General features: G+C 64.7%; 9 protein-coding genes. 5 read left to right on the top strand and 4 right to left on the bottom strand.

Annotation, left to right across the window (positions count from 1 at the left end):
• Positions 1-112: 112 nt before the first annotated feature.
• Positions 113-664, bottom strand: a complete 552-nt coding sequence (locus tag NUV89_RS17105; protein ID WP_026136875.1) for an RNA polymerase factor sigma-70 — start codon at positions 662-664, stop codon at positions 113-115.
• Between the two features lie 301 nt (positions 665-965).
• Here NUV89_RS17105 and NUV89_RS17100 point away from each other — a divergent pair, with 301 nt between their 5' ends.
• Positions 966-1,718, top strand: a complete 753-nt coding sequence (locus tag NUV89_RS17100; protein ID WP_257782246.1) for a thioesterase II family protein — start codon at positions 966-968, stop codon at positions 1,716-1,718.
• A 51-nt stretch (positions 1,719-1,769) separates the two neighbouring features.
• On the top strand, positions 1,770-14,654 hold the full coding sequence (locus NUV89_RS17095) for a non-ribosomal peptide synthetase (RefSeq protein ID WP_257782245.1): 12,885 nt from the start codon (positions 1,770-1,772) through the stop codon (positions 14,652-14,654).
• 133 nt (positions 14,655-14,787) lie between these two features.
• Here the strand turns inward: NUV89_RS17095 and dsbG are convergent, their stop codons facing one another.
• Genes dsbG through dsbD form a run of 3 tightly spaced genes read right to left on the bottom strand, consistent with a single transcriptional unit; the run spans position 14,788 to position 18,100 of the window.
• A complete protein-coding gene (dsbG, locus tag NUV89_RS17090) occupies positions 14,788-15,549 on the bottom strand; it encodes a thiol:disulfide interchange protein DsbG (RefSeq protein WP_257782244.1) in 762 nt (253 codons plus the stop codon).
• Positions 15,525-16,370: a TlpA disulfide reductase family protein gene (locus NUV89_RS17085; protein ID WP_257782243.1), complete on the bottom strand. Its 846-nt coding sequence runs from the start codon at positions 16,368-16,370 to the stop codon at positions 15,525-15,527. The genes dsbG and NUV89_RS17085 overlap by 25 nt, the downstream gene beginning before the upstream one ends.
• Entirely contained in the window at positions 16,370-18,100 is a 1,731-nt protein-coding gene (gene dsbD, locus NUV89_RS17080; RefSeq protein WP_257782242.1) for a protein-disulfide reductase DsbD, read from the bottom strand. The genes NUV89_RS17085 and dsbD overlap by 1 nt, the downstream gene beginning before the upstream one ends.
• A gap of 175 nt (positions 18,101-18,275) precedes the next feature.
• On the opposite strand from dsbD, the gene NUV89_RS17075 reads away from it, so the two are divergent.
• From NUV89_RS17075 to NUV89_RS17065, 3 genes are all read left to right on the top strand, one after another.
• A complete protein-coding gene (locus tag NUV89_RS17075) occupies positions 18,276-18,956 on the top strand; it encodes a response regulator (RefSeq protein WP_124526470.1) in 681 nt (226 codons plus the stop codon).
• Positions 18,953-20,275, top strand: a complete 1,323-nt coding sequence (locus NUV89_RS17070) for an ATP-binding protein (protein WP_257782241.1) — start codon at positions 18,953-18,955, stop codon at positions 20,273-20,275. The genes NUV89_RS17075 and NUV89_RS17070 overlap by 4 nt, the downstream gene beginning before the upstream one ends.
• A 122-nt stretch (positions 20,276-20,397) precedes the next feature.
• Positions 20,398-21,165 carry an N-acetylmuramoyl-L-alanine amidase gene (locus NUV89_RS17065; protein WP_257782240.1) on the top strand — a complete coding sequence of 256 codons (768 nt, stop codon included), beginning with the start codon at positions 20,398-20,400 and terminating at the stop codon, positions 21,163-21,165.
• The last annotated feature ends 120 nt before the right edge of the window (positions 21,166-21,285 follow it).

Here is a 21,285-nt window from a genome sequence, read left to right as displayed (position 1 = left end):
GCGGTGTATCAGTCGAAATACCTGTGACTGACACACCGTCTTCGCGAGCAAGCCCGCTCCCACACAAGCCCGCCCCACATTGGGTTTTTCCACATTGAGTGCTGTGTTGGGTTCAGACCCTGCGCGCAAACGTATCGCTATGGCTGCCCGACACCTTGCGGCAATGCACCAGCGCATCGCGGATCATGAAGTTGACCAGGGTCGGCGACACGCCCAGTTCCTTGGCGATGTCCTTTTGCGGCACGCCGTGCAGGCGGTACATCTCGAACGCGTAGCGAGTGCGCTGGGGCAGTTCCGTCAGGGCGTCGGCGATGTTTTCCAGGGTGCTGAAGTTGATGTGCGAGGTTTCCGGTGAAGCGCCGTGAATAACCACATTCAAGCCTTCCTCTTCCGTGCCGGAGTATTTGAGCTCCAGGGCCTGCTTGCGATAGTGATCGATCGCCAGGTTGCGCACGATCTGGAACAGATAGCTCAATTGGGCCTTGAACGATGAGGTGATCGTCGGCGCCGATTGCAGCCGGAAGTAGGCGTCCTGCACTACGTCTTCGGCGCGGGAGCGGCACCCGGTAATACGTGCCGCGATCTTCACCAGGATCAGTCGATTATCGACAAATGCCTGCAGAAGAGGTGAGTCGCACCTGCCTGTGGATACTTGTTCCGTCATGGAAAATCACCTTGTCGCAAAAGGTTGGGGGAGGGCGTCCTTGCTGAGGCCTCCTACACATCGGGCAACAAATTATGCTTAATGATAATGATTGTCAAATGAGAAGACGAACTAATCTTATGCTTTCTTGTGCGCTGTGAACCACGTCTCGCGCAAACCCTGCGACTAATTATTTGCCCGCTCCGTCCGTTCTCTTGGGTGACAGGTCCGTTCGTAAAACGGCCATGGATCAGCACCCGCAGGAGGGCGAAATGGGTTTCTATCGTGCATACAGCGTGTTTCAGTTTGGAGTACTCGCCGGATGAGTACGCCGACGTGCCTGCGCCTGTTTTGCCTGCCCTATTCGGGCGCCAGCGCCATGGTCTATGCCCGTTGGCGCCGCGCAATGCCGGCGTGGTTGCAGGTGTGCCCGCTAGAATTGCCAGGGCGCGGCATGCGCATGGACGAGCCGTTGCAGCGCGATATCAGGGCCCTGGCGGCGCAACTCGCCGATGAGATCGGCCGCGACCTCAGCGGTCCTTACGCCTTGTTTGGCCACAGCCTCGGCGGCCTGCTGGCCTTCGAACTCGCCCACGCCCTGCGCGCACGCAACCTGCCGGCGCCCCTCGCCTTGTTTGCCTCCGGCACGGCGGGCCCGGCGCGGCGTGATGTCAGTGAATACGCCATCGAAAAGACCGACGCCCAACTGCTCGCCCGCCTGCGTGAACTGCAAGGCACCGCGGAAGAAGCCCTGGCCAACCCCGAACTGATGGCGTTGATGCTACCGATCCTGCGTGCGGATTTTCTGCTCTGCGGCAGCTTCACCTACGGCGAGCGCACGCCGTTGCGCCTGCCGATCCACGTGTTCGGCGGCAAGCAGGACAGCGTGCGCGCCGACCAGTTGCTCGACTGGCAGGACGACGCCGCCAGCGGTTTCTCCCTGGACATGTTCGACGGCCACCACTTCTTCCTCGTGCAGCACGAAAGCGCTGTGCTGCGCTGCATTCGCCGCTACGCCGACGAACACCTGGCCCGCTGGCGCAATGACGCGGCGCGGCAATTGATCGCCGGCTGAACGCACCCGACTTCCCGAATTTCCCGTAAGCCGATTTCAGGCAGGAACCCCATGATGGACGCCTTCGAACTTCCCCGCACCCTGGTCCAGTCCCTTCAACGTCGCGCCGCGCAGACCCCGGACCAGGTGGCTCTGCGCTTCCTCGCCGAGTCCGCCGAGCACAGCGTCGTGCTCAGCTACCGTGACCTCGACCAGCGCGCCCGCACCATCGCCGCCGCCTTGCAGGCCAACGCCGAGCTGGGCGACCGCGCGGTGCTGTTGTTCCCCAGCGGCCCGGACTACGTCGCGGCGTTTTTTGGTTGCCTGTACGCCGGGGTGATCGCGGTGCCGGCCTATCCGCCGGAGTCCACCCGCCGCCATCACCAGGAGCGCCTGCTGTCGATCATCAGCGATGCCGAGCCGCGCCTGTTGCTGAGCATCGCCAGCCTCGCTGAAGGCTTGTCGCAGCTCGAAAACGCACCGCCGGTATTAAGCGTCGATAGCCTCGAAACAGCGGGCGCGTGGATCGCCCCCGACCTGCAGGCCGACGACATCGCCTTCCTGCAATACACCTCCGGTTCCACGGCCTTGCCCAAGGGCGTGCAAGTCAGCCACGGCAACCTGGTGGCCAACGAAGTGCTGATCCGCCGTGGCTTTGGCATCGACCTCAACCCCGACGACGTGATCGTCAGCTGGCTGCCGCTGTACCACGACATGGGCCTGATCGGCGGCCTGCTGCAACCGATTTTCAGCGGCGTGCCCTGCGTGTTGATGTCGCCGGCGTACTTCCTTGGCCGGCCGTTGCGCTGGCTGGAAGCGATCAGCGCATACGGCGGCACCATCAGCGGCGGCCCGGATTTCGCCTACCGCCTGTGCAGCGAGCGGGTCAGCGAATCGGCCCTGGAACGCCTGGACTTGAGCAAATGGCGCGTGGCCTATTCCGGCTCCGAACCGATCCGCCTCGACACCCTGGAGCGCTTCGCCGAGAAGTTCGCCGTGTGTGGGTTCACCGCGGACAATTTCTTCGCCTCCTACGGCCTGGCCGAGGCGACCTTGTTTGTCGCCGGCGGCAAACGTGGCCATGGCATCCCGGCGCTGCGCGTCGATGAGCCAGCACTGGCGGCCAATCGCGCCGAGCCGGGGCAGGGCACGGCGATCATGAGTTGCGGCACCAGCCAGCCGGAACACGCGGTGTTGATCGCCGATCCACACACCCTCACAGAACTGCCGGACAACTGCGTCGGCGAACTCTGGGCCAGCGGCCCGAGCATCGCCCACGGCTACTGGCGCAACCCCGAAGCCACGGCCAAAACCTTTGTGCAGCACGCCGGCCGTACCTGGCTGCGCACCGGCGACCTCGGCTTTATCCGCTTTGGCGAGGTGTACATCACTGGGCGCCTGAAAGACCTGCTGATCGTGCGCGGCCACAACCTGTACCCCCAGGACATCGAACAGACCATCGAGCGCGAAGTGGAGGTGGTGCGCAAAGGCCGCGTCGCTGCGTTCGCGGTGAATGACGGCGGCCTGGAAGGCATCGGCATCGCGGCGGAAATCAGCCGCAGCGTGCAGAAAATCCTCACGCCCGCAGCGCTGATAAAGGCGATCCGCCAAGCCGTCGCCGAGGCTTATCAGGAAGCGCCTTGCGTGGTGGTGTTGCTCAACCCCGGCGCGCTGCCGAAGACCTCCAGCGGCAAGGTACAGCGCGCGGCGTGCGGCCTGCGCCATGCCGATGGCAGCCTCGACCGCTACGCACAGTTCCCGGACCTGCAAGCGCCGGCCAATGACGCGGCGCTGGAATCCGCGCTGCAAAACCAGATCGCCGCGATCTGGTGCGAACAGCTGAACCTGGCAACGGTGGCCGCCGACGATCACTTCTTCCTGCTCGGCGGCAACTCCATCACCGCCACCCAGGTGATTGCCCGCCTGCGTGAAACCCTCGGCCTGGAGCTGAACCTGCGCCTGCTCTTCGAAGCGCCGACACTCGCGGCCTTTGCCGCCAGCGTCGCGCACTTGCAGCACGACGGTGGCGTCGCCCAAGGCGCCATCCAGCGCCTGCCGCGCCAGGAAGAGCTGCCGCAATCCCTGGCGCAAAACCGCCTGTGGATCACCTGGCAACTGGACCCCCACAGCAGCGCCTACACCATCCCCGGCGCCCTGCGCCTGCGCGGCGAGCTGGATGAAGACGCGGTGCGCCAAAGCTTCCAGCAGCTGATCCAGCGCCACGAAGCCCTGCGCACGCGCTTCTACGAACGCGACGGCCAGGCCTTCCAGCGTGTCGAGCCAAGCACCGATTTCGACCTGCAACTCATCGACCTCAGCGACCTGCCCGCCGCCGAGCGTGAAGCCCGCGCGCAACAGATCCGCGAGGACGAAGCGCGCACCCAGTTCGACCTGGAGAACGGCCCGCTGCTGTGGGTGACCCTGGTACGCCTCGACGATGAAGATCACCAGTTGCTGGTGACGTTGCACCACATCATTGCCGATGGCTGGTCGCTGAATATCCTCATCGACGAGTTCTCGCGCCTCTACGCCGCCGCGTGCCAAGGCCAAACCCTGGAACTGCCGCCACTGGCGCTGCAATACGCCGACTACGGCAGCTGGCAGCGTCAATGGCTGGCCGAAGGTGAAGGCCAGCGCCAACTGGCGTACTGGAAAAACCAGTTGGGTGAAGAGCATCCAACGCTCAGTCTGGCCACCGACCACCCGCGCACGTCGCAGCCTATTCACAGCGCCTCGCGCCACAGCGTGCGCCTGGACGCGCGCCTCAGCGCCGCGATCCGCCAGACCGCCCAGGCCAACGACGCCACGCCGTTCATGCTGTTGCTCGCGGCGTTCCAGACCCTGCTCTACCGCTACAGCGGCCAGCGCGACATCCGTATCGGCGTGCCCAACGCCAACCGCCCGCGCCAGGAAACCCAAGGCCTGATCGGCTTCTTCATCAACACCCAGGTGCTGCGCGCCGAGCTGGATGGGAGGCTGGCGTTCAACCACTTGCTGGCGGCCACCCGCGAGGCGACCTTGGGCGCCCAGGCCCATCAGGACCTGCCGTTCGAACAGCTGCTCGAAGCCTTCCCCCAGGCCCGCGAACAAGGCCTGTTCCAGGTCATGTTCAACCACCAGCAACGCGACCTCAGCGCCTTGCGCCGCCTGCCGGGGATGCTCGCGGACGAGCTGGCGTGGCACAGCCGCGAAGCCAAGTTCGACCTGCAACTGCACAGCGAAGAAGACCGCAACGGGCGCCTGAGTTTGTCGTTCGACTACGCCGACGAACTGTTTGATGCCGCGACCATCGAGCACCTGGCCGAACACTTCGTCAACCTGCTGCAGGCCGTGTGCGAGCAACCGCAACAGGCACTCGGCGACCTGCCGCTGATGCAACAACAACTGCAACCGTGGGGCGAAGCGCCGTGCACAGCGGCCCAGCAATGGCTGCCCGATTTGCTCAACGCCCAAACCTCGGACAGCACCGCGCTGGTCTGGCAGGACGGCAGCCTGAGCTTCGCCCAACTGCACACCCAGGCCAATCGCCTGGCCCACTACCTGCGCGACAAAGGCGTCGGCCCGGACGTGTGCGTGGCCATCGCCGCCGAGCGTTCGCCGCAACTGCTGATCGGCCTGCTCGCCATCATCAAGGCCGGCGGCGCCTACGTGCCGCTGGACCCGGATTACCCCGCCGAACGCCTGGCCTACATGCTCAACGACAGCGGCGTCGAACTGCTGCTGACCCAGACCTCGCTGCTGGAACATTTGCCTGCCGCCGAAGGCGTATGCGTGATCGCTATGGACAGCCTGCACCTCGACAGCTGGCCGACCCAGCCACCGGGCCTGCATTTGCACGGTGACAACCTCGCCTACGTGATCTACACCTCCGGCTCCACCGGCCAGCCCAAAGGCGTGGGCAACACCCACGCGGCCCTGGCCGAGCGCTTGCAGTGGATGCAGGCCACCTATCAACTCAACGAAACCGACGTGTTGATGCAAAAGGCGCCGATCAGTTTCGACGTGTCGGTGTGGGAATGCTTCTGGCCGCTTATCACGGGCTGTCGCCTGGTGTTGGCCGGTCCTGGCGAGCATCGCGACCCGCACCGTATCGCGCAGTTGGTGCAGCAGCATGGCGTGACCACGCTGCACTTTGTGCCGCCGCTGTTGCAGCTGTTTATCGACGAACCGCTGGCGGCCGAATGCACCAGCCTGCGCCGCCTGTTCTCCGGTGGCGAAGCCTTGCCCGCCGAGTTGCGCAACCGCGTGTTGGCGCAGTTGCCCGCAGTGCAGTTGCACAACCGCTACGGCCCGACGGAAACCGCGATCAACGTCACCCACTGGCACTGCCACGCTGACGACGGTGAGCGTTCGCCGATTGGCCGGCCGCTGGGCAATGTGATCTGCCGCGTGTTGGATGAACACCTCAACCTGCTGCCCCTCGGCGTGCCGGGTGAATTGTGCATCGGTGGTATCGGCCTGGCGCGGGGTTATCTGGGCCGCGCCGGCTTGACCGCCGAACGTTTTATCGCGGACCCGCTGGGTGAGGCGGGCGCACGCCTGTATCGCACCGGCGACCGTGTGCGCTGGAGCGCCGACGGCGTGCTCGAATACCTCGGCCGCCTCGATCAGCAGGTCAAGCTGCGGGGCTTTCGCGTGGAGCCGGAAGAAATCGAAGCGCGCCTGCTGGCCCTCGATGGCATCGCCCAAGCCGTGGTGCTGGTGCGTGATGCGCAGTTGATCGGCTACTACACCGCCCACAGCGATTTGAACGAAGAGGACGTGAAGAGCGCCCTGGCCGCCGAACTGCCGGAATACATGGTGCCCGCGCTGCTGATGCGCCTGGACGCGATGCCCCTGAGCCCCAGCGGCAAACTGGATCGCCGTGCGCTGCCTACGCCTGTGTGGCAAACCCGCGAACACATCGAACCCGAAACCGCGCTGCAACAGCAGATCGCCGCAATCTGGCGCGAAGTCCTCGGCCTGCCACGCATCGGCCTGCGCGATGACTTCTTTGCCCTCGGCGGGCACTCGCTGCTGGCCACGCAAATCATCTCGCGCACCCGCCAGGCCTGCGACGTCGAGCTGCCGCTGCGCACCTTGTTCGAAGCCAGCGAGCTGGGCGCGTTTGCCGCGCAGGTCGGGCTGATCCAGGCCTCGGGCCAGCGCAACCAACAGACCGCCATCGCCAAGGTCGACCGCAGCCAACCGGTGCCGCTGTCCTATTCCCAGCAACGCATGTGGTTCCTCTGGCAGATGGAACCGGACAGCCCGGCGTACAACGTCGGCGGCATGGCGCGCCTGCGTGGCGTGCTGGACGTGGGGCGCTTCGAGGCGGCGTTGCAGGCCTTGGTCATGCGTCATGAAACCCTGCGCACCACCTTCCCCAGTGTGGATGGCGTGGCGTACCAGAAGGTCGCGGCGCAAACCGGTTTGCGCATGGACTGGCAGGATTTCTCGGCGCTGGACGAAACCACGCGCCAACAACGCCTGCAACAGCTGGCCGACCATGAGGCCCACACCCCGTTCAACCTGGAAACCGGCCCGTTGCTGCGTGCTTGCGTGGTCAAGGCCGGCGAGCGTGAACACTACCTGGTGCTGACCCTGCACCACATCGTCACCGAAGGCTGGGCCATGGACATCTTTGCCCGTGAACTCAGCGCGCTCTACGAAGCCTTCATCGACGAGCGTGCCTCGCCACTGGCGCCGCTGGCGGTGCAATACCTCGACTACAGCGTGTGGCAGCGCCAGTGGTTGGAATCCGGCGAACGCCAGCGCCAACTGGACTACTGGACCGCGCAACTGGGCCACGAACATCCGTTGCTGGAGCTGCCCGGCGACCGTCCACGGCCGCCGGTGCAAAGCCACCGGGGCGAGTTGTACCGCTTCGACTTGAGCGACGACCTGGCCGCCCGCGTGCGTGCCTTCAACGCCGAGCGCGGCCTGACCCTGTTCATGACCATGACCGCGACCCTGGCCGTGTTGCTCTACCGCTACAGCGGCCAGACCGACCTGCGCATCGGCGCGCCGGTGGCCAACCGCATCCGCCCGGAAAGCGAAGGGCTGATCGGCGCGTTCCTCAACACCCAGGTGCTGCGCTGCCAGCTCAATGGGCAGATGAATGTCGCCGAGCTGTTCGAGCAGGTGCGCCACACCGTGATCGAAGGCCAGTCCCACCAGGACCTGCCGTTCGACCACTTGGTCGAAGCCCTGCAACCCCCACGCAGTGCGGCGTACAACCCGTTGTTCCAGGTGATGTGCAACGTGCAGCGCTGGGAATTCCAGCAGAGCCGCGAACTGGCGGGCATGACCGTCGAGTACCTGGCCAACGATGCCCGCGCGACCAAGTTTGACCTCAACCTGGAAGTCACCGACCTCGACCATCGCCTGGGTTGCTGCCTGACCTACAGCACCGATTTGTTCGATGAGCCGCGCATTGCGCGCATGGCCGAACATTGGCGCAACCTGCTGGAAGCGTTGATCGCCGACCCGCAACAACGTCTCAGCGAACTGCCATTGCTCAGCGCCGCCGAGCAACGCGCGTTGCAGGACAGCCTGGGCGTCGAGAGGGGCGAACATCGCCTCGACCAGTGCATCCATCAACTGTTCAGCCAACAGGCCCAGGCCCGTGGCGATGCCCCGGCGCTGACCTTTGCCGGCGTGACCCTCAGCTACCGCGAACTGAACGAACGCGCCAACCGCCTGGCCTGGATGCTGCGCGAGCGCGGCGTCGGCCCGCAGGTGCGCGTCGGCCTGGCGCTGCCGCGTTCCCTGGAGATGGTCATCGGCCTGCTGGCGATCCTCAAGGCCGGTGGCGCCTATGTGCCGCTGGACCCGGAATACCCGCTCGACCGCCTGCACTACATGATCGAAGACAGCGACATCGGCCTGTTGCTCAGTGATGCCTTGATGTTTGAAGCCCTCGGCGAATTGCCGGCGACCGTGGCGTGCTGGTGCCTGGAAGACGACTTGCCGGTGCTCGGCAATTACCCGGCGGATGAGTTGCCGTTTATCAATCTGCCGCAGCATCAGGCGTACCTGATCTACACCTCGGGTTCCACCGGCAAGCCGAAAGGCGTGGTGGTGGCCCACGGTGAAATCGCCATGCATTGCCAGGCCGTGATCGAGCGCTTCGGCATGCGCGCGGATGACTGTGAGCTGCATTTCTATTCGATCAACTTCGACGCCGCCACCGAGCGTCTGCTGGTGCCGCTGTTCAGCGGCGCGCAGCTGGTGTTGCGTGCCCAGGGCCAGTGGGACGCGGAAGAAATCTGCGCGCTGATCCGCCGCCATCGCATCAATATCCTCGGCTTCACGCCCAGCTACGGCAGCCAATTGGCGCAGTGGCTGGCGACCCAGCAGCAGACCTTGCCGGTGCGCATGTGCATCACCGGCGGCGAGGCGCTGACCGGTGAACACTTGCCGCGTATCCGCGCGGCGTTCCAGCCCGAGGTGTTCTTCAACGCCTACGGCCCGACCGAAACCGTAGTGATGCCGCTGGCCAGCCTTGCGCCCGAACAACTGGAAGACGGCGCCGGCAGCGTGCCGATTGGCAGCATTATTGGCGACCGTGTGGCGTACATTCTCGACGCCGACCTGGCCTTGGTGCCGCAAGGCGCGACCGGTGAGTTGTACGTCGGCGGCGCCGGTCTGGCGCAGGGGTATCACCAGCGTCCGGGCATGACCGCAGAGCGGTTTGTTGCCGACCCGTTTGCCCGTAATGGCGGGCGCCTGTACCGCACCGGCGACCTCGTGCGCCAACGCGCCGATGGCCTGGTGGAGTACCTGGGGCGGATTGACCATCAGGTGAAGATCCGTGGTTTCCGCATCGAACTGGGCGAGATCGAAACCCGCCTGTTGGAACATGAAGCGGTGCGCGAAGCTGTGGTGTTGGCGTTGGATTCGCCAAGCGGCAAACAGCTGGTGGCGTATTTGGTCAGCGATGCCGATCACGCTCCACTGCGTGATGCGCTGAAAGCTCACCTCAAGGCGCAACTGCCGGACTACATGGTGCCTGCGCACCTGATCGTGCTGGACAGCATGCCGCTGACCGCCAACGGCAAGCTCGACCGTCGCGCCTTGCCGCAGCCGGACCCCGAAGCCAATCGCCAGCACTACGTGGCGCCGCGCAATGAGCTGGAAAGCACCCTGGCCGCGATCTGGTGCGCGGTGTTGAACGTGCAGCAAGTCGGCCTCGACGATAACTTCTTTGAACTGGGCGGCGACTCGATCCTGTCGATCCAGGTGGTCAGCCGGGCGCGCCAGGCCGGGATTCATTTCAGCCCACGCGACCTGTTCCAGCACCAGACCGTACAAACCCTGGCCGCCGTGGCCACGCGGTCCGAGCAGGTCACGGCGGAGCAGGGCGTGCTCACCGGCAGTTCGGGCCTGACGCCGATCCAGCATTGGTTCTTCGACACCGAGATTGCCCAGCGTCAGCACTGGAACCAGGCGCTGTTGCTCAAGCCGCTGCAACTGCTGGATCCGCACCGCCTGGAGCAAGCGCTGCTGGCGGTGCTGGAACACCACGACGCCCTGCGCCTGAGCTTCACCCAGCGCGATGCGCAGTGGCACGCCGAGCACTTGGCCGTGCCTCAAGGCGGTGTGCTGATGCAGGCGCAAGTGCGTGACATGGCGCAGTGCACCGCGTTGTTCACCGACACCCAACGCAGCCTCGACCTCGAACACGGCCCGCTGCTGCGCGCCTTGCTGGTGGACGGGCCCGAGGGCCAGCAACGCCTGCTGATCGCGATCCATCACCTGGTGGTGGACGGCGTGTCGTGGCGCGTGTTGCTGGAAGACCTGCAAAACGTCTACCGCCAGTTGAGCGACGGCCAGTCCGTCAGCCTGCCGGCCAAGACCAGCGCGCTGCGTGACTGGGCCGCACGTTTGCAGGCGTATGCCGGCAGCGAATCCCTGCGTGAAGAACTCGCCGTGTGGCAAGCGCAGTTGGCCGGGCCTGCGATGAGCTTGCCGGTGGACCGTCCACACGGCAGCCTGCGCAACCGCGATGCCGACACCCTCAGCGTACGCCTGGATGCCGAGCACACCCGCCAGTTGCTGCAACAGGCGCCGAGCGCCTACCGCACCCAGGTCAACGACCTGCTGCTGACCGCCCTGGCCCGTGTGCTGTGCCGCTGGAGCGGGCAGCCTTCGGCGTTGATCCAACTGGAGGGCCACGGCCGCGAAACCCTGTTCGACGATATCGACCTGACCCGCAGCGTCGGCTGGTTCACCAGCGCTTACCCGTTGCGCCTCACGCCGCAGCTGGAGCAGGGCGCTTCGATCAAGGCGATCAAGGAACAACTGCGCGGTGTGCCGCACAAAGGCCTGGGTTATGGCGTGTTGCGCTATCTCGCCGACGACCTGACCCAGCAGACCATGGCCGCGCTGCCGAGCGCCGAGATCATCTTCAACTACCTCGGCCAGTTCGACCAGAGCTTCGGCAGCGCGGCGCTGTTCCACCCGCTGGACGAACCCGCTGGCCTGGCCCATGACCCCGACGCGCCGCTGCCCAACGCCTTGAGCGTCGACAGCCAGGTGTACGGCGGCGAACTGGTGCTGCGCTGGACCTTCAGCCGTGAACGCCACGATCAGCAGACCATCCGCGAACTGGCCGACGCCTATCGCGCCGAACTGCTCAGCCTGATCGCCCATTGCCTGCGGGACGATGCCGGTGGCCTCACGCCGTCCGACTTCCCGCTGGCGCAGCTGAGCCAAGCGCAGCTGGATGCGCTGCCGGTGCCGGCCTGCGCTATCGAAGACGTGTACCCGCTGACGCCGATGCAAGAAGGCCTGCTGCTGCACACCCTGCTGGAACCGGGCACCGGCCTCTACTACATGCAGGACCGTTACCGCATCAACAGCGCCCTCGACCCCGAGCGTTTCGCCGAGGCCTGGCAGGCGGTGATCGCCCGTCACGAGGCCTTGCGTGCGTCGTTCTGTTGGAACGTCGGCGCCGACATGCTGCAAGTGATCCACAAACCGGGCAGCACGCCGGTTGAGTACCTGGATTGGAGCGCCGACGCGGAAGATGAACAGGAACCGCGCCTGCAAGCCTTGCTCAAGCAAGAGCGCGAAGCCGGTTTCGATCTGCTCAACCAGGCGCCGTTCCACCTGCGCCTGATTCGCGTGGGTGCCGAGCGCTACTGGTTCATGATGAGCAACCACCACATCCTCATCGATGCGTGGTGCCGTTCGCTGTTGATGAATGACTTCTTCGATATCTACATGGCCCTCGGCGAAGGCCGCGACGCGCAACTGGCCACGCCGCCGCGCTACCGCGACTACATTGCCTGGCTGCAACGCCAGAACCTGGACGAGGCGCGCCAGTGGTGGCAGCAGAACCTGCAAGGCTTCGAGCGCACCACGCCGATCCCGAGCGACCGACCCTTCATGCGCGACCACGCGGGCCACGGCGGCATGCTGGTGGGGGATTGCTACACCCGTCTCGATGCCCGCGACGGTGCGCAGTTGCGTGAACTGGCCCAGGCTCACCAGCTGACCGTCAACACCTTTGCCCAGGCCGCATGGGCCTTGGTACTGCGGCGGTTGAGCGGCGACCGCGACGTGTTGTTCGGCGTCACCGTGGCCGGGCGCCCGGTGGACATGCCCGAGATGCAACGCACCGTCGGCCTGTTCATCAACAGCATCGCGCTGCGGGTGAAACTGCCCGAGGACGATCAACCATGCACCGTGCGCCAATGGCTGAGCGACCTGCTCGACAGCAACATGCAGCTGCGCGAGTACGAATACCTGCCGCTGGTGACGATCCAGGAACACAGCGAACTGCCCAAGGGCCAGCCGCTGTTCGACAGCCTGTTCGTGTTTGAAAACGCACCGGTGGAAGTCTCGGTGCTGGACCGTGCGCAAAGCCTGAATGCCACTTCGGATTCCGGGCGCACCCACACCAACTTCCCGTTGACGGCGGTGTGTTATCCGGGCGATGACCTCGGTTTACACCTGTCCTACGACCAACGTTATTTCGACGAAAGCACCGTGCAAGGCATGCTTGGCGAGTTCAAGCGCCTGCTGCTGGCGCTGGTGCAGGGCTTCCATGGCGACATGGCCGAGCTGCCGCTGATTGGCGCGCAGGAGCGCGAGTTCCTCGTAGAGGGCTGCAATCAGAGTGAGCACGCCTATCCGTTGGAACGCAGCTATGTCGAGCTGTTTGAAGCTCAGGTCGCCGCGCATCCGCAACGTATCGCTGCAAGTTGCCTGGACCAGCAGTGGACCTATGACGAACTGAACCGGCGCAGTAACGGCCTGGGCCACGCGTTGATCGAAGCGGGCGTGGGCCTGGATCAACCGGTGGCGTTGCTGGGTGAGCGTAACCTCGACCTGCTGGGCATGATCGTCGGCAGCTTCAAGGCCGGTGCCGGTTACTTGCCGCTGGACCCGGGCCTGCCGAGCCAGCGTTTGCGCAGCATCATCGACTTGAGCCGCACACCGTTGCTGGTGTGTACCGAAGCGTGCCGCGAGCAGGCCATCGAGTTGCTCGAAGGCTTCGACTGCCAGTTGCTGGTGTGGGAAGAGGTGCCGGCCCGTGGGGCAAATCCCGAGGTCTACAGCGGCCCGGACAACCTCGCCTACGTGATCTACACCTCGGGTTCCACCGGCTTGCCCAAGGGCGTGATGGTCGAGCAGCGCGGCATGCTCAACAACCAATTGAGCAAGGTGCCGTACCTGGACCTGAGCGACGCGGATGTGATCGCGCAGACCGCTTCGCAGAGCTTTGATATTTCCGTGTGGCAATTCCTCGCCGCACCGCTGTTTGGGGCGCGGGTGGATATCGTGCCGAACGCGCTGGCCCATGATCCGCAAGGGTTGCTTGAGCATGTGCAGGCGCAAGGCGTCACGGTATTGGAAAGCGTGCCGTCACTGATCCAGGGCATGCTTGCCCAGGATCGCATCGGCCTCGACGGCCTGCGCTGGATGCTGCCGACCGGCGAAGCCATGCCGCCGGAGCTGGCGCACCAGTGGTTGCAGCGTTATCCCGGGATCGGTCTGGTGAACGCCTACGGCCCGGCGGAATGCTCCGATGACGTGGCGTTCTTCCGCGTCGATGCGGCATCGACCCGTGGCACTTACCTGCCGATTGGCACACCGACCGACAACAACCGCTTGTACCTGCTGGACGGCGCACTGCAGCTGGTGCCGCAAGGCGCAGTCGGCGAGTTATGCGTGGCCGGTACGGGCGTCGGGCGGGGTTATGTCAGCGACCCGCTGCGCACCGCCCCGGTGTTTGTGCCGAACCCGTTTGGCGCACCGGGCGAGCGGCTCTATCGCACGGGCGACCTTGCGCGTCGGCGCAGTGATGGGGTGCTGGAATACGTCGGGCGGATCGACCATCAGGTGAAGATTCGTGGCTACCGCATCGAGCTGGGGGAAATCGAAGCGCGTCTGCATGAGCAGCCAGAAGTGCGTGATGCAGCAGTTGGCGTGCAGGAAGGCGTCAACGGCAAGCATCTGGTCGGCTATCTGGTGGCGGCTGATGAAACCCTCAACCCGAGCGAACGCCTGGACCGCATCAAGCAACGCCTGCGCGCCGAACTGCCGGAATACATGGTGCCGCTGCACTGGCTGTGGCTCGACCGTTTGCCGCTGAACGCCAACGGCAAGCTCGACCGCAAGGCGTTGCCTTCGCTCGAGATTGGCCAGCTCCAGAGCCAGGATTACCTGGCGCCGCGCAATGAGCTGGAAGGCACCTTGGCCGCGATCTGGGCTGAGGTACTGAAAGTTGAAAAGGTGGGCGTACAGGACAACTTCTTTGAGCTGGGCGGGCACTCGTTGCTGGCCACGCAGATTGCCTCGCGGGTGCAGAAGACCTTGCAGCGCGATGTGCCGCTGCGGGCGATGTTCGAATGCAGCACGGTGGCGGAGTTGGCTGGGTATATCGACGGGTTGGTGGTGAATGAGATCAGCGCGGAGAAGGTGGATCGGTTGAGTGATTTGATGGCGGAGTTGGAGGGGCTTTGATCTTCATCGCCTGACAGGGCCTCTTCGCGGGCAAGCCCGCTCCCACACTGGACTGTTTTCACTTATGGAAATCTGTGAACCCAACCCGCTGTGGGAGCTGGCTTGCCTGCGATGACGTTCAAGCAGGCGCCGCTTATTTCGGCCCGAGTATCTTCACCAACTTCTCCGGCGACGGTGCCCCCTGCTGCTGCTGCAACCCCCCCTTGTCATCCAGATAGAAAATCGCCGGCGTCGCCGACAGTTCCAGCTCATCCATCAACTTCATATTCCCATCGAGCTTGGCCTCGATATTCGCCGGGATCTTTGCCAGTGCCTGCAACTTGCTGCCCTTGCCGGCGGCTTCGTGTTCTTCCAGGGCTTTTTGCGGGTCCTTGGCGGCGAACAATGCGGCGGATTTGGCCGCGCTGTCTTCGCGGATGATGCCGACCATGATGTGGCGCAACTGCACCTTGCCGGCCTTCACCCACGGACGCGCCTGTTCCCAGAACATGTTGCAGTACGGGCAGTTGGGGTCGCTGAACAGGTAGACGGTGCGTGGCGCGTTAACGTCGCCGTCCTGGATCCAGCTGCTTTTTTCCATCTTGGCCCAGACTTCCTTGGCCATCGGTGCGTACACCAGTTTTTCCAGGGGGGCGCTGCTCAGGTCGTTGCCTTGGGCGTCGTACAGGTTGCCGGCGAGGACGCTTTTGCCGTCGGCGGTCAGGTACAGGGCCATGCCGCGGTTCTGGTATTGCGCGGCGTAGCCGGTGAGGCCGCTGGGGGCGTCGAACTTGCCGAGGATCTTGGCGCCCTTGGCTTCGATCTGTTTGATCGGCGCGGGCCAGTCTTCGGCCTGGGCCAGGGTGGCCGCGAGTGTCAGCGGCAGCAGGGTCAGCAGGTGGCGGAGGCTTGGCATGTCGGTTTCCTTGCAGAGGCGGTGTCGAAGGGTTCCATGGCACGGGCCAGGCTGGCTTGGGACAGTTCACCGAGGTGGCTGTTGAGCAGGCGCCCGTCGGCGCTGTAGAACAGCGTAGTCGGCAGGGCCATCGAGCCCACGGCCTGGCCGAGGCGGCCGCTGGCGTCGAACAGCACGTTGTCGAGGGTCAGGCCCTGGGTGGCGAGGTAGGTGCTGACGCTTTGCATGCTTTCGGCCTGGTTGACGAACAGGAAGGTCACGTCGGGGCGTTGGCGTTGGGCGCGTTCCAGCACGGGCATTTCCCGGCGACACGGCGGGCACCAGGTGGCCCACAGGTTGATCACCAGCGGGCCACCTTTGTAATCGGCCAGTTGCACCGTTTCGCCGCTGGCATTGCGCAGGGCGATGTCCGGCAGTTGTGCGCCCTTGTCGTACAGGCTCAGGGACAAACTGGTCAGCCCCCAGAACACCAGACCGGTGACCACCCCGGCACCCAGCGGCGTACGCAGGGCCGGGCGACGCCAGCCGTACGCCAGCGCGCCGAGGATCAGGGCGATAATGCCGGGCCAGGCGAGGAAGCCGCCGTCACGCAGATCCACCATCAGCAGCGGGTCGTGGCTGTAGTCGTTCCAGTACAGCAGCACAAAGCTGACGCGCGCCACCAGCATGCCCAGCAGGAACAGGCTGAACAGCACCGATTCCGGGTTCTCACCGCCACGCTTGGCCACGCGCCATCCCACCAGGGTGGCGAGAATCAGCGCGCTTATCAGCAGGAGGTGATTCAGGGCGATGGCGAAGGTGCCGATGGTCAGGGTCAGCATCAGAGGGCGTCTCGGGTTTGCGTCCAGCGTTGCAGGAAGGCGGCGGCATCCACTTCGCCGGTGATGCGTTGGGCGCGGCGCTCTTCACCGTCGGGGCCGATCCACACGAAGCTCGGCGGGCCGGGGACTTTGTAGCGGCCGAGCAGTTCGCGGCTGGCGGCGTTGTCGGCGGTAACGTCCAGGCGCAGCAGGCGTACGTCCTTGAGGGCGGCCATCACCTCGGGTTTGCCGAACACCTGTTTTTCCATGATCTTGCAGGACACGCACCAGTCGGCGTAGTAGTCCACCAGCACCCATTGGCCCTGGGCCTTGGCGCTGTCGAGCTGGCTTTGCAGCACGGCGGGGTCGCTGATGGTCATGAACGCGTCGTGGGCGCTCGGCGCCGCAACAACCGGCGAGCCGCCATAGACCTTCAGTGGCTGCCACAGGTCATCGCTGCCACCGGCCGCGCCCACCACCAGCACGGCGCCCCACAGGCCCAAGACCAGGGAGCCGGCGCCGAACACCTTGGCGGCCAGGCCGTATTCGCGGGCCAGGGTCCAGCCGCAGTAGGCCATGACCAGCGCCAGTGCGCCCCACAGGCCGAGCCACAGGCTGGCATCGATCACCGGGCGGATCATCAACACGGCGCTGCCGAGGAACAGGAAACCGAAGATGCCCTTGACCAGGTTCATCCAGCTGCCGGACTTGGGCAGCACACCGTTGCCCAGGGTGACGAGCAGCAGCAGCGGCACACCAATGCCGATGCCGAGGGTGAACAGCGCGAGGCCACCAAACACCACGTCGCCGGTCTGGCCGATATACAGCAGCAGGCCCGCCAACGGAGCCGTCATGCAGGGGCCCACTACCAGGGCGGAGAGGGCGCCGAGGATACCGGCCCCGACCATGCTGCCGCCGCTTTGCTGGCGGCTGAGGTTGTCCAGGCGATCCCGCAGGAAGGCCGGCAGTTGCAGCTCGAAAAAGCCGAACATGGGCAGCGCCAGCAACACAAACAGCGTCGCGATGGAACCGAGCACCCAGGGTTGCTGCAACCACGCCTGCAAGTTGGCGCCGAGCAGGGCGGCCACCACGCCCAGGGCGGCATACACCAGGGCCATGCACACCACGTAGCTGCCGGCGAGGGCAAAGCCGCGTCGCGGGCTGGCCCCACTGCCTACCACCAGGCCGGCAAGAATCGGCAGCATGGGCAACGAGCAGGGCATAAACGCCAGGCCCAGGCCGAGCGCGAAAATAGCCAGCAAGCTCCAGAACAGATTCCGTTCACTGAGGAAGCTGGCGATTTTCTGGTCGTCGGCCGTGCCGCCAGCCACTGCTGGCTTGGCTGGACCACCGAGGTCCACGGTCATCGATTGCGGCGGGTAGCACAGGCCCGCATCGGCGCAGCCCTGCCAGCCCAGCTTGACCTTACCGGTAACACCGGCGGGGATCTTCACTTCCAGGCCCTGGCGATACACTTGCTGCTCGCCGAAGAACTCATCGCTATGGGCTTCACCTGGCGGCAGCACAGGCTTCTCGGCCAGGCCGTCGAACTTCATGCGTTGCTGGTACAGGTAGTAACCGTCGGCAATCTGCCAATACAGTTGGGTCTCACCGCTTTCCAGGCGCTCGGAGGTAAAGGTGAAGGCCTTGCCCACCGGAAGGAAGTCGGGTTTTGTCTCAAACGGATTGCCCGGCGCGGCCTGGGCGAACCCCGCGAACAATACCAGCAGAAAGATAAACAGATGCCGCATGGTCAAGCCTTAGTTCGATGCAAGTGAGGCACACAATGTGTGGCGTTGATTAACCGATGATTAACCGGCGCTATTCTAGAGTGTAGGGAATCTCTGAGCATGGATCTTTTAGCGGCATAATCCGTACTTAATCGGCTGCATTTTTAATCACGCCATCTTTCATGAAGGGTTCAGCATGCACGTACTGGTCTGCGAAGACGACGATCTGATCGCCAGCGGCATCGTGGCCGGCCTTACCGCCCAGGGGTTTACCGTGGAGCGCGTGGGCACGGCGGCGGCTGCACGGGCCATGCTCAAGGCGGCAACGTTCGACATCATGGTGCTCGACCTCGGCTTGCCGGACGAAGATGGCCTCAAGCTGCTGCAGCAACAGCGCAGCCAGGGCCTGGAAATCCCGGTGCTGATCCTCACCGCCCGCGATTCCGTGACCAACCGTGTCGACGGCCTGCAAGCCGGTGCCGATGACTACCTGCTCAAGCCCTTCGACCTGCGCGAACTGGCCGCGCGCCTGCAAACCCTGTTGCGGCGCATGGCCGGGCGCAGCGTCAACCTGATCGAGCATGGCCGCCTGGCCTACGACCCGAGCAGTCGCGAGACCTTTCTGGGCGGCGAGCCGGTGGACCTGTCCCGCCGTGAGCAGGCGTTGTTGCAAGCCCTGCTGCACAACAAGGGCCGCGTGCTGTCCAGCGAGCAGCTCAAGGACAGCGTCTATGGCTTCAATGACGAGCTGGAAAGCAACGCGCTGAACGTGCATATCCACCACCTGCGCCGCAAGTTGGGCAACGGCATCGTCGAGACCGTGCGCGGTCTCGGCTACCGCCTGGGCCCGGCGGACGGCGGTGAGGACGCCTCGTGAAAAGCCTGCGCCTGCGCCTGACGTTCAAGCTGGGCGCCGCCTTTGTGTTGATCTGGGCCCTGGCGGCGGCCTGGATGCTCAACGACCTGCGCAACCAGATGATGTTCTCCCTCGACCAGCGCCTGGTGGCTTCGGCGCGCATGGTCGCGGGGTTGATGGAAGAGATGCCGGGCCTGGCCAGTTCCAGCGTGGGCAAGCATTTCGGCGCCAAGCCACTGAATGTGCCGGGCGGCATGGCCTGCCAGGTCAGTTCGTTGCGCGGCGAAGTCCTGGCCCGCAGCCACACCACCCCGGACGAGGGCCTGGAGTCCATGCGCAGCGGCTTTCGTGACCAGGTCATCGATGGCGCGGCGTGGCGCAGTTTCACCTTGTCCCGTGGCGACTTGCTCATCACCACCGCTGACCGCCAGGTCGAGCGCGAGGCGTTGAACCTGTCGATCCTGCTCGCCGCTTCGGTGCCGGTGGGCGTGGCGATGCTGGGTTGCCTGTGCCTGTTGTGGCTGGGTATCGGCCAGAGCCTGGTGCCGCTCAACCGCATGCGCGACGCGCTGATGCGGCGCAGTGCCGATTCCCTGGAGCCGTTGCAGATCCACCCGCTGCCCAGTGAACTCAAGCCGTTGCTCGACACCCAGAACCAACTGTTCCAGCGCATTGCCAAAGCGATCGAACGCGAACGCCGCCTCACCGGCGACGCGGCCCATGAACTGCGCAGTCCGCTCACGGCCATCAAGACCCACCTGCAAGTGGCGCGCATGACCGACGGCGCGGCCCGCGACCAGTCCCTGGCCCATGCCGAGGAGGGCGCCGACCGCCTGCACCGTACCCTGGAGCAACTGCTGTTGCTGGCGCGGGTGGAAGGCAGCCTGTCCTTTGACGACGGTTTGCAATCCAGCGCCGAACAAGTCGCGCGACTGGCCATCCAGGACGCCAACGCCGGCGACAACGGGCGCATCGACCTGACGCTGGCGGACAACCTCGTCGACACCCCGGTGGAAATGCCGGTGGGGCTGGCGGTCGCGGCGCTGCGCAACCTGCTGGACAACGCCTTGCGCCACACACCTGCCGAGACACGGGTGGAACTGAATGTGTCCGCCGACGCCGAGCAGGTGGTGTTCCGCGTGCGTGACCACGGCAAGCAGATCTCCAGCGAGGACCTGCAGTACCTCACCCAGCGTTTCTGGCGCAATGGCAACAGCGAAGGCTGCGGCCTGGGCCTGGCGATCGTGCAGGCGATCGTGCAGCGCTGCTCTTGCTCGTTGAAGTTCGACAGCCAGGCCGATGGCCTGCGTGTCGAGTTGGGCATGCCGCTGCGGCGCTGAGCTTTTCCTTAAAGTCCCAAATAGTTACCGCCTACCTGGAATTCAACCCTTCAGGATGGCGGTAATTTTTTTGCGCTTGAACGGGCTGAATGATTCGGCCTGGACTGAAAAGGACAGCTTTTATGTTGGTGATCGATACCAGTTTCCCCTCCAAGGATTTCAACGAACGCAACGGCGAGGCCGTGCGCCAACTGATCCTGCATTACACCGCCGCGCCCTTTGGCTCGTCCCTGCGCACCCTGACGCGCGATGGCGTCAGCGCGCACTATCTGTTGCCCGATCCGGATGAACCCAGTTACCGCGCTGCCGGTTATGAGGAGTTGCGCGCATTCCGCCTGGTGGACGAAGGCCAGCGCGCCTGGCATGCCGGGGTCAGCCAGTGGGGCGGGCGCGACAACCTCAACAGCCGCGCGATAGGCATCGAAATCGTCAACCTGGCGCGGGATGACGGCGGCGTGTTCACCTTTCCTGCGTACGCTGAGGAACAGATCGATGTGTTGATCGCGCTGGTGCGCGACATTCTTGGCCGTTATCCGCAGATCGGCCCGAGCGATATCCTCGGGCACTCGGACGTAGCGTATTGGCGCAAAAGTGATCCCGGCCCGCGCCTGCCGTGGCAGCGCCTGCATGAGGCGGGGATCGGCGCCTGGTTCGATGAGTCGACGCGGGCGATGTACCAGCGCCGGTTTTGCCTCGGCTTGCCGCCGGAGGTCGAGGTGGAGCGGGCGTTTCAGCGTTACGGGTACAAGCCTGCGCAGAATCGGCGGGCGTTTGAACAGCGCACGCGGGCGTTCCAGATGCACTTTCGGGCGCGGGATTATGGCGGGCTTCTGGATGCGCAGACCTGCGCGATTTTGTATGCCTTGAATGAAAAGTACCGCAGCCTTTGACCGCATACACATCCCTTGTGTCGAACTCGGTCCAAATGTGGGAGCGGGCTTGCTCGCGAAAGCGGTGGATCAGTTACACATGTATTGACTGACACTCTGCATTCGCGAGCAAGCCCGCTC

Source organism: Pseudomonas sp. 18.1.10, assembly GCF_024655625.1.
Lineage (GTDB): Bacteria > Pseudomonadota > Gammaproteobacteria > Pseudomonadales > Pseudomonadaceae > Aquipseudomonas.
Note: the sequence above shows the minus strand (reverse complement) of the source record. Positions and strands in the feature narration are given on the sequence as shown.

Excerpts from the sequence above, each read along its gene's own strand:
- NUV89_RS17105 (WP_026136875.1), bottom strand. The coding sequence starts at position 664 with ATGACGGAACAAGTATCCACAGGCAGGTGCGACTCACCTCTTCTGCAG.
- NUV89_RS17100 (WP_257782246.1), top strand. The coding sequence starts at position 966 with ATGAGTACGCCGACGTGCCTGCGCCTGTTTTGCCTGCCCTATTCGGGC.
- NUV89_RS17095 (WP_257782245.1), top strand. The coding sequence starts at position 1,770 with ATGATGGACGCCTTCGAACTTCCCCGCACCCTGGTCCAGTCCCTTCAA.
- dsbG (WP_257782244.1), bottom strand. The coding sequence starts at position 15,549 with ATGCCAAGCCTCCGCCACCTGCTGACCCTGCTGCCGCTGACACTCGCG.
- NUV89_RS17085 (WP_257782243.1), bottom strand. The coding sequence starts at position 16,370 with ATGCTGACCCTGACCATCGGCACCTTCGCCATCGCCCTGAATCACCTC.
- dsbD (WP_257782242.1), bottom strand. The coding sequence starts at position 18,100 with ATGCGGCATCTGTTTATCTTTCTGCTGGTATTGTTCGCGGGGTTCGCC.
- NUV89_RS17075 (WP_124526470.1), top strand. The coding sequence starts at position 18,276 with ATGCACGTACTGGTCTGCGAAGACGACGATCTGATCGCCAGCGGCATC.
- NUV89_RS17065 (WP_257782240.1), top strand. The coding sequence starts at position 20,398 with ATGTTGGTGATCGATACCAGTTTCCCCTCCAAGGATTTCAACGAACGC.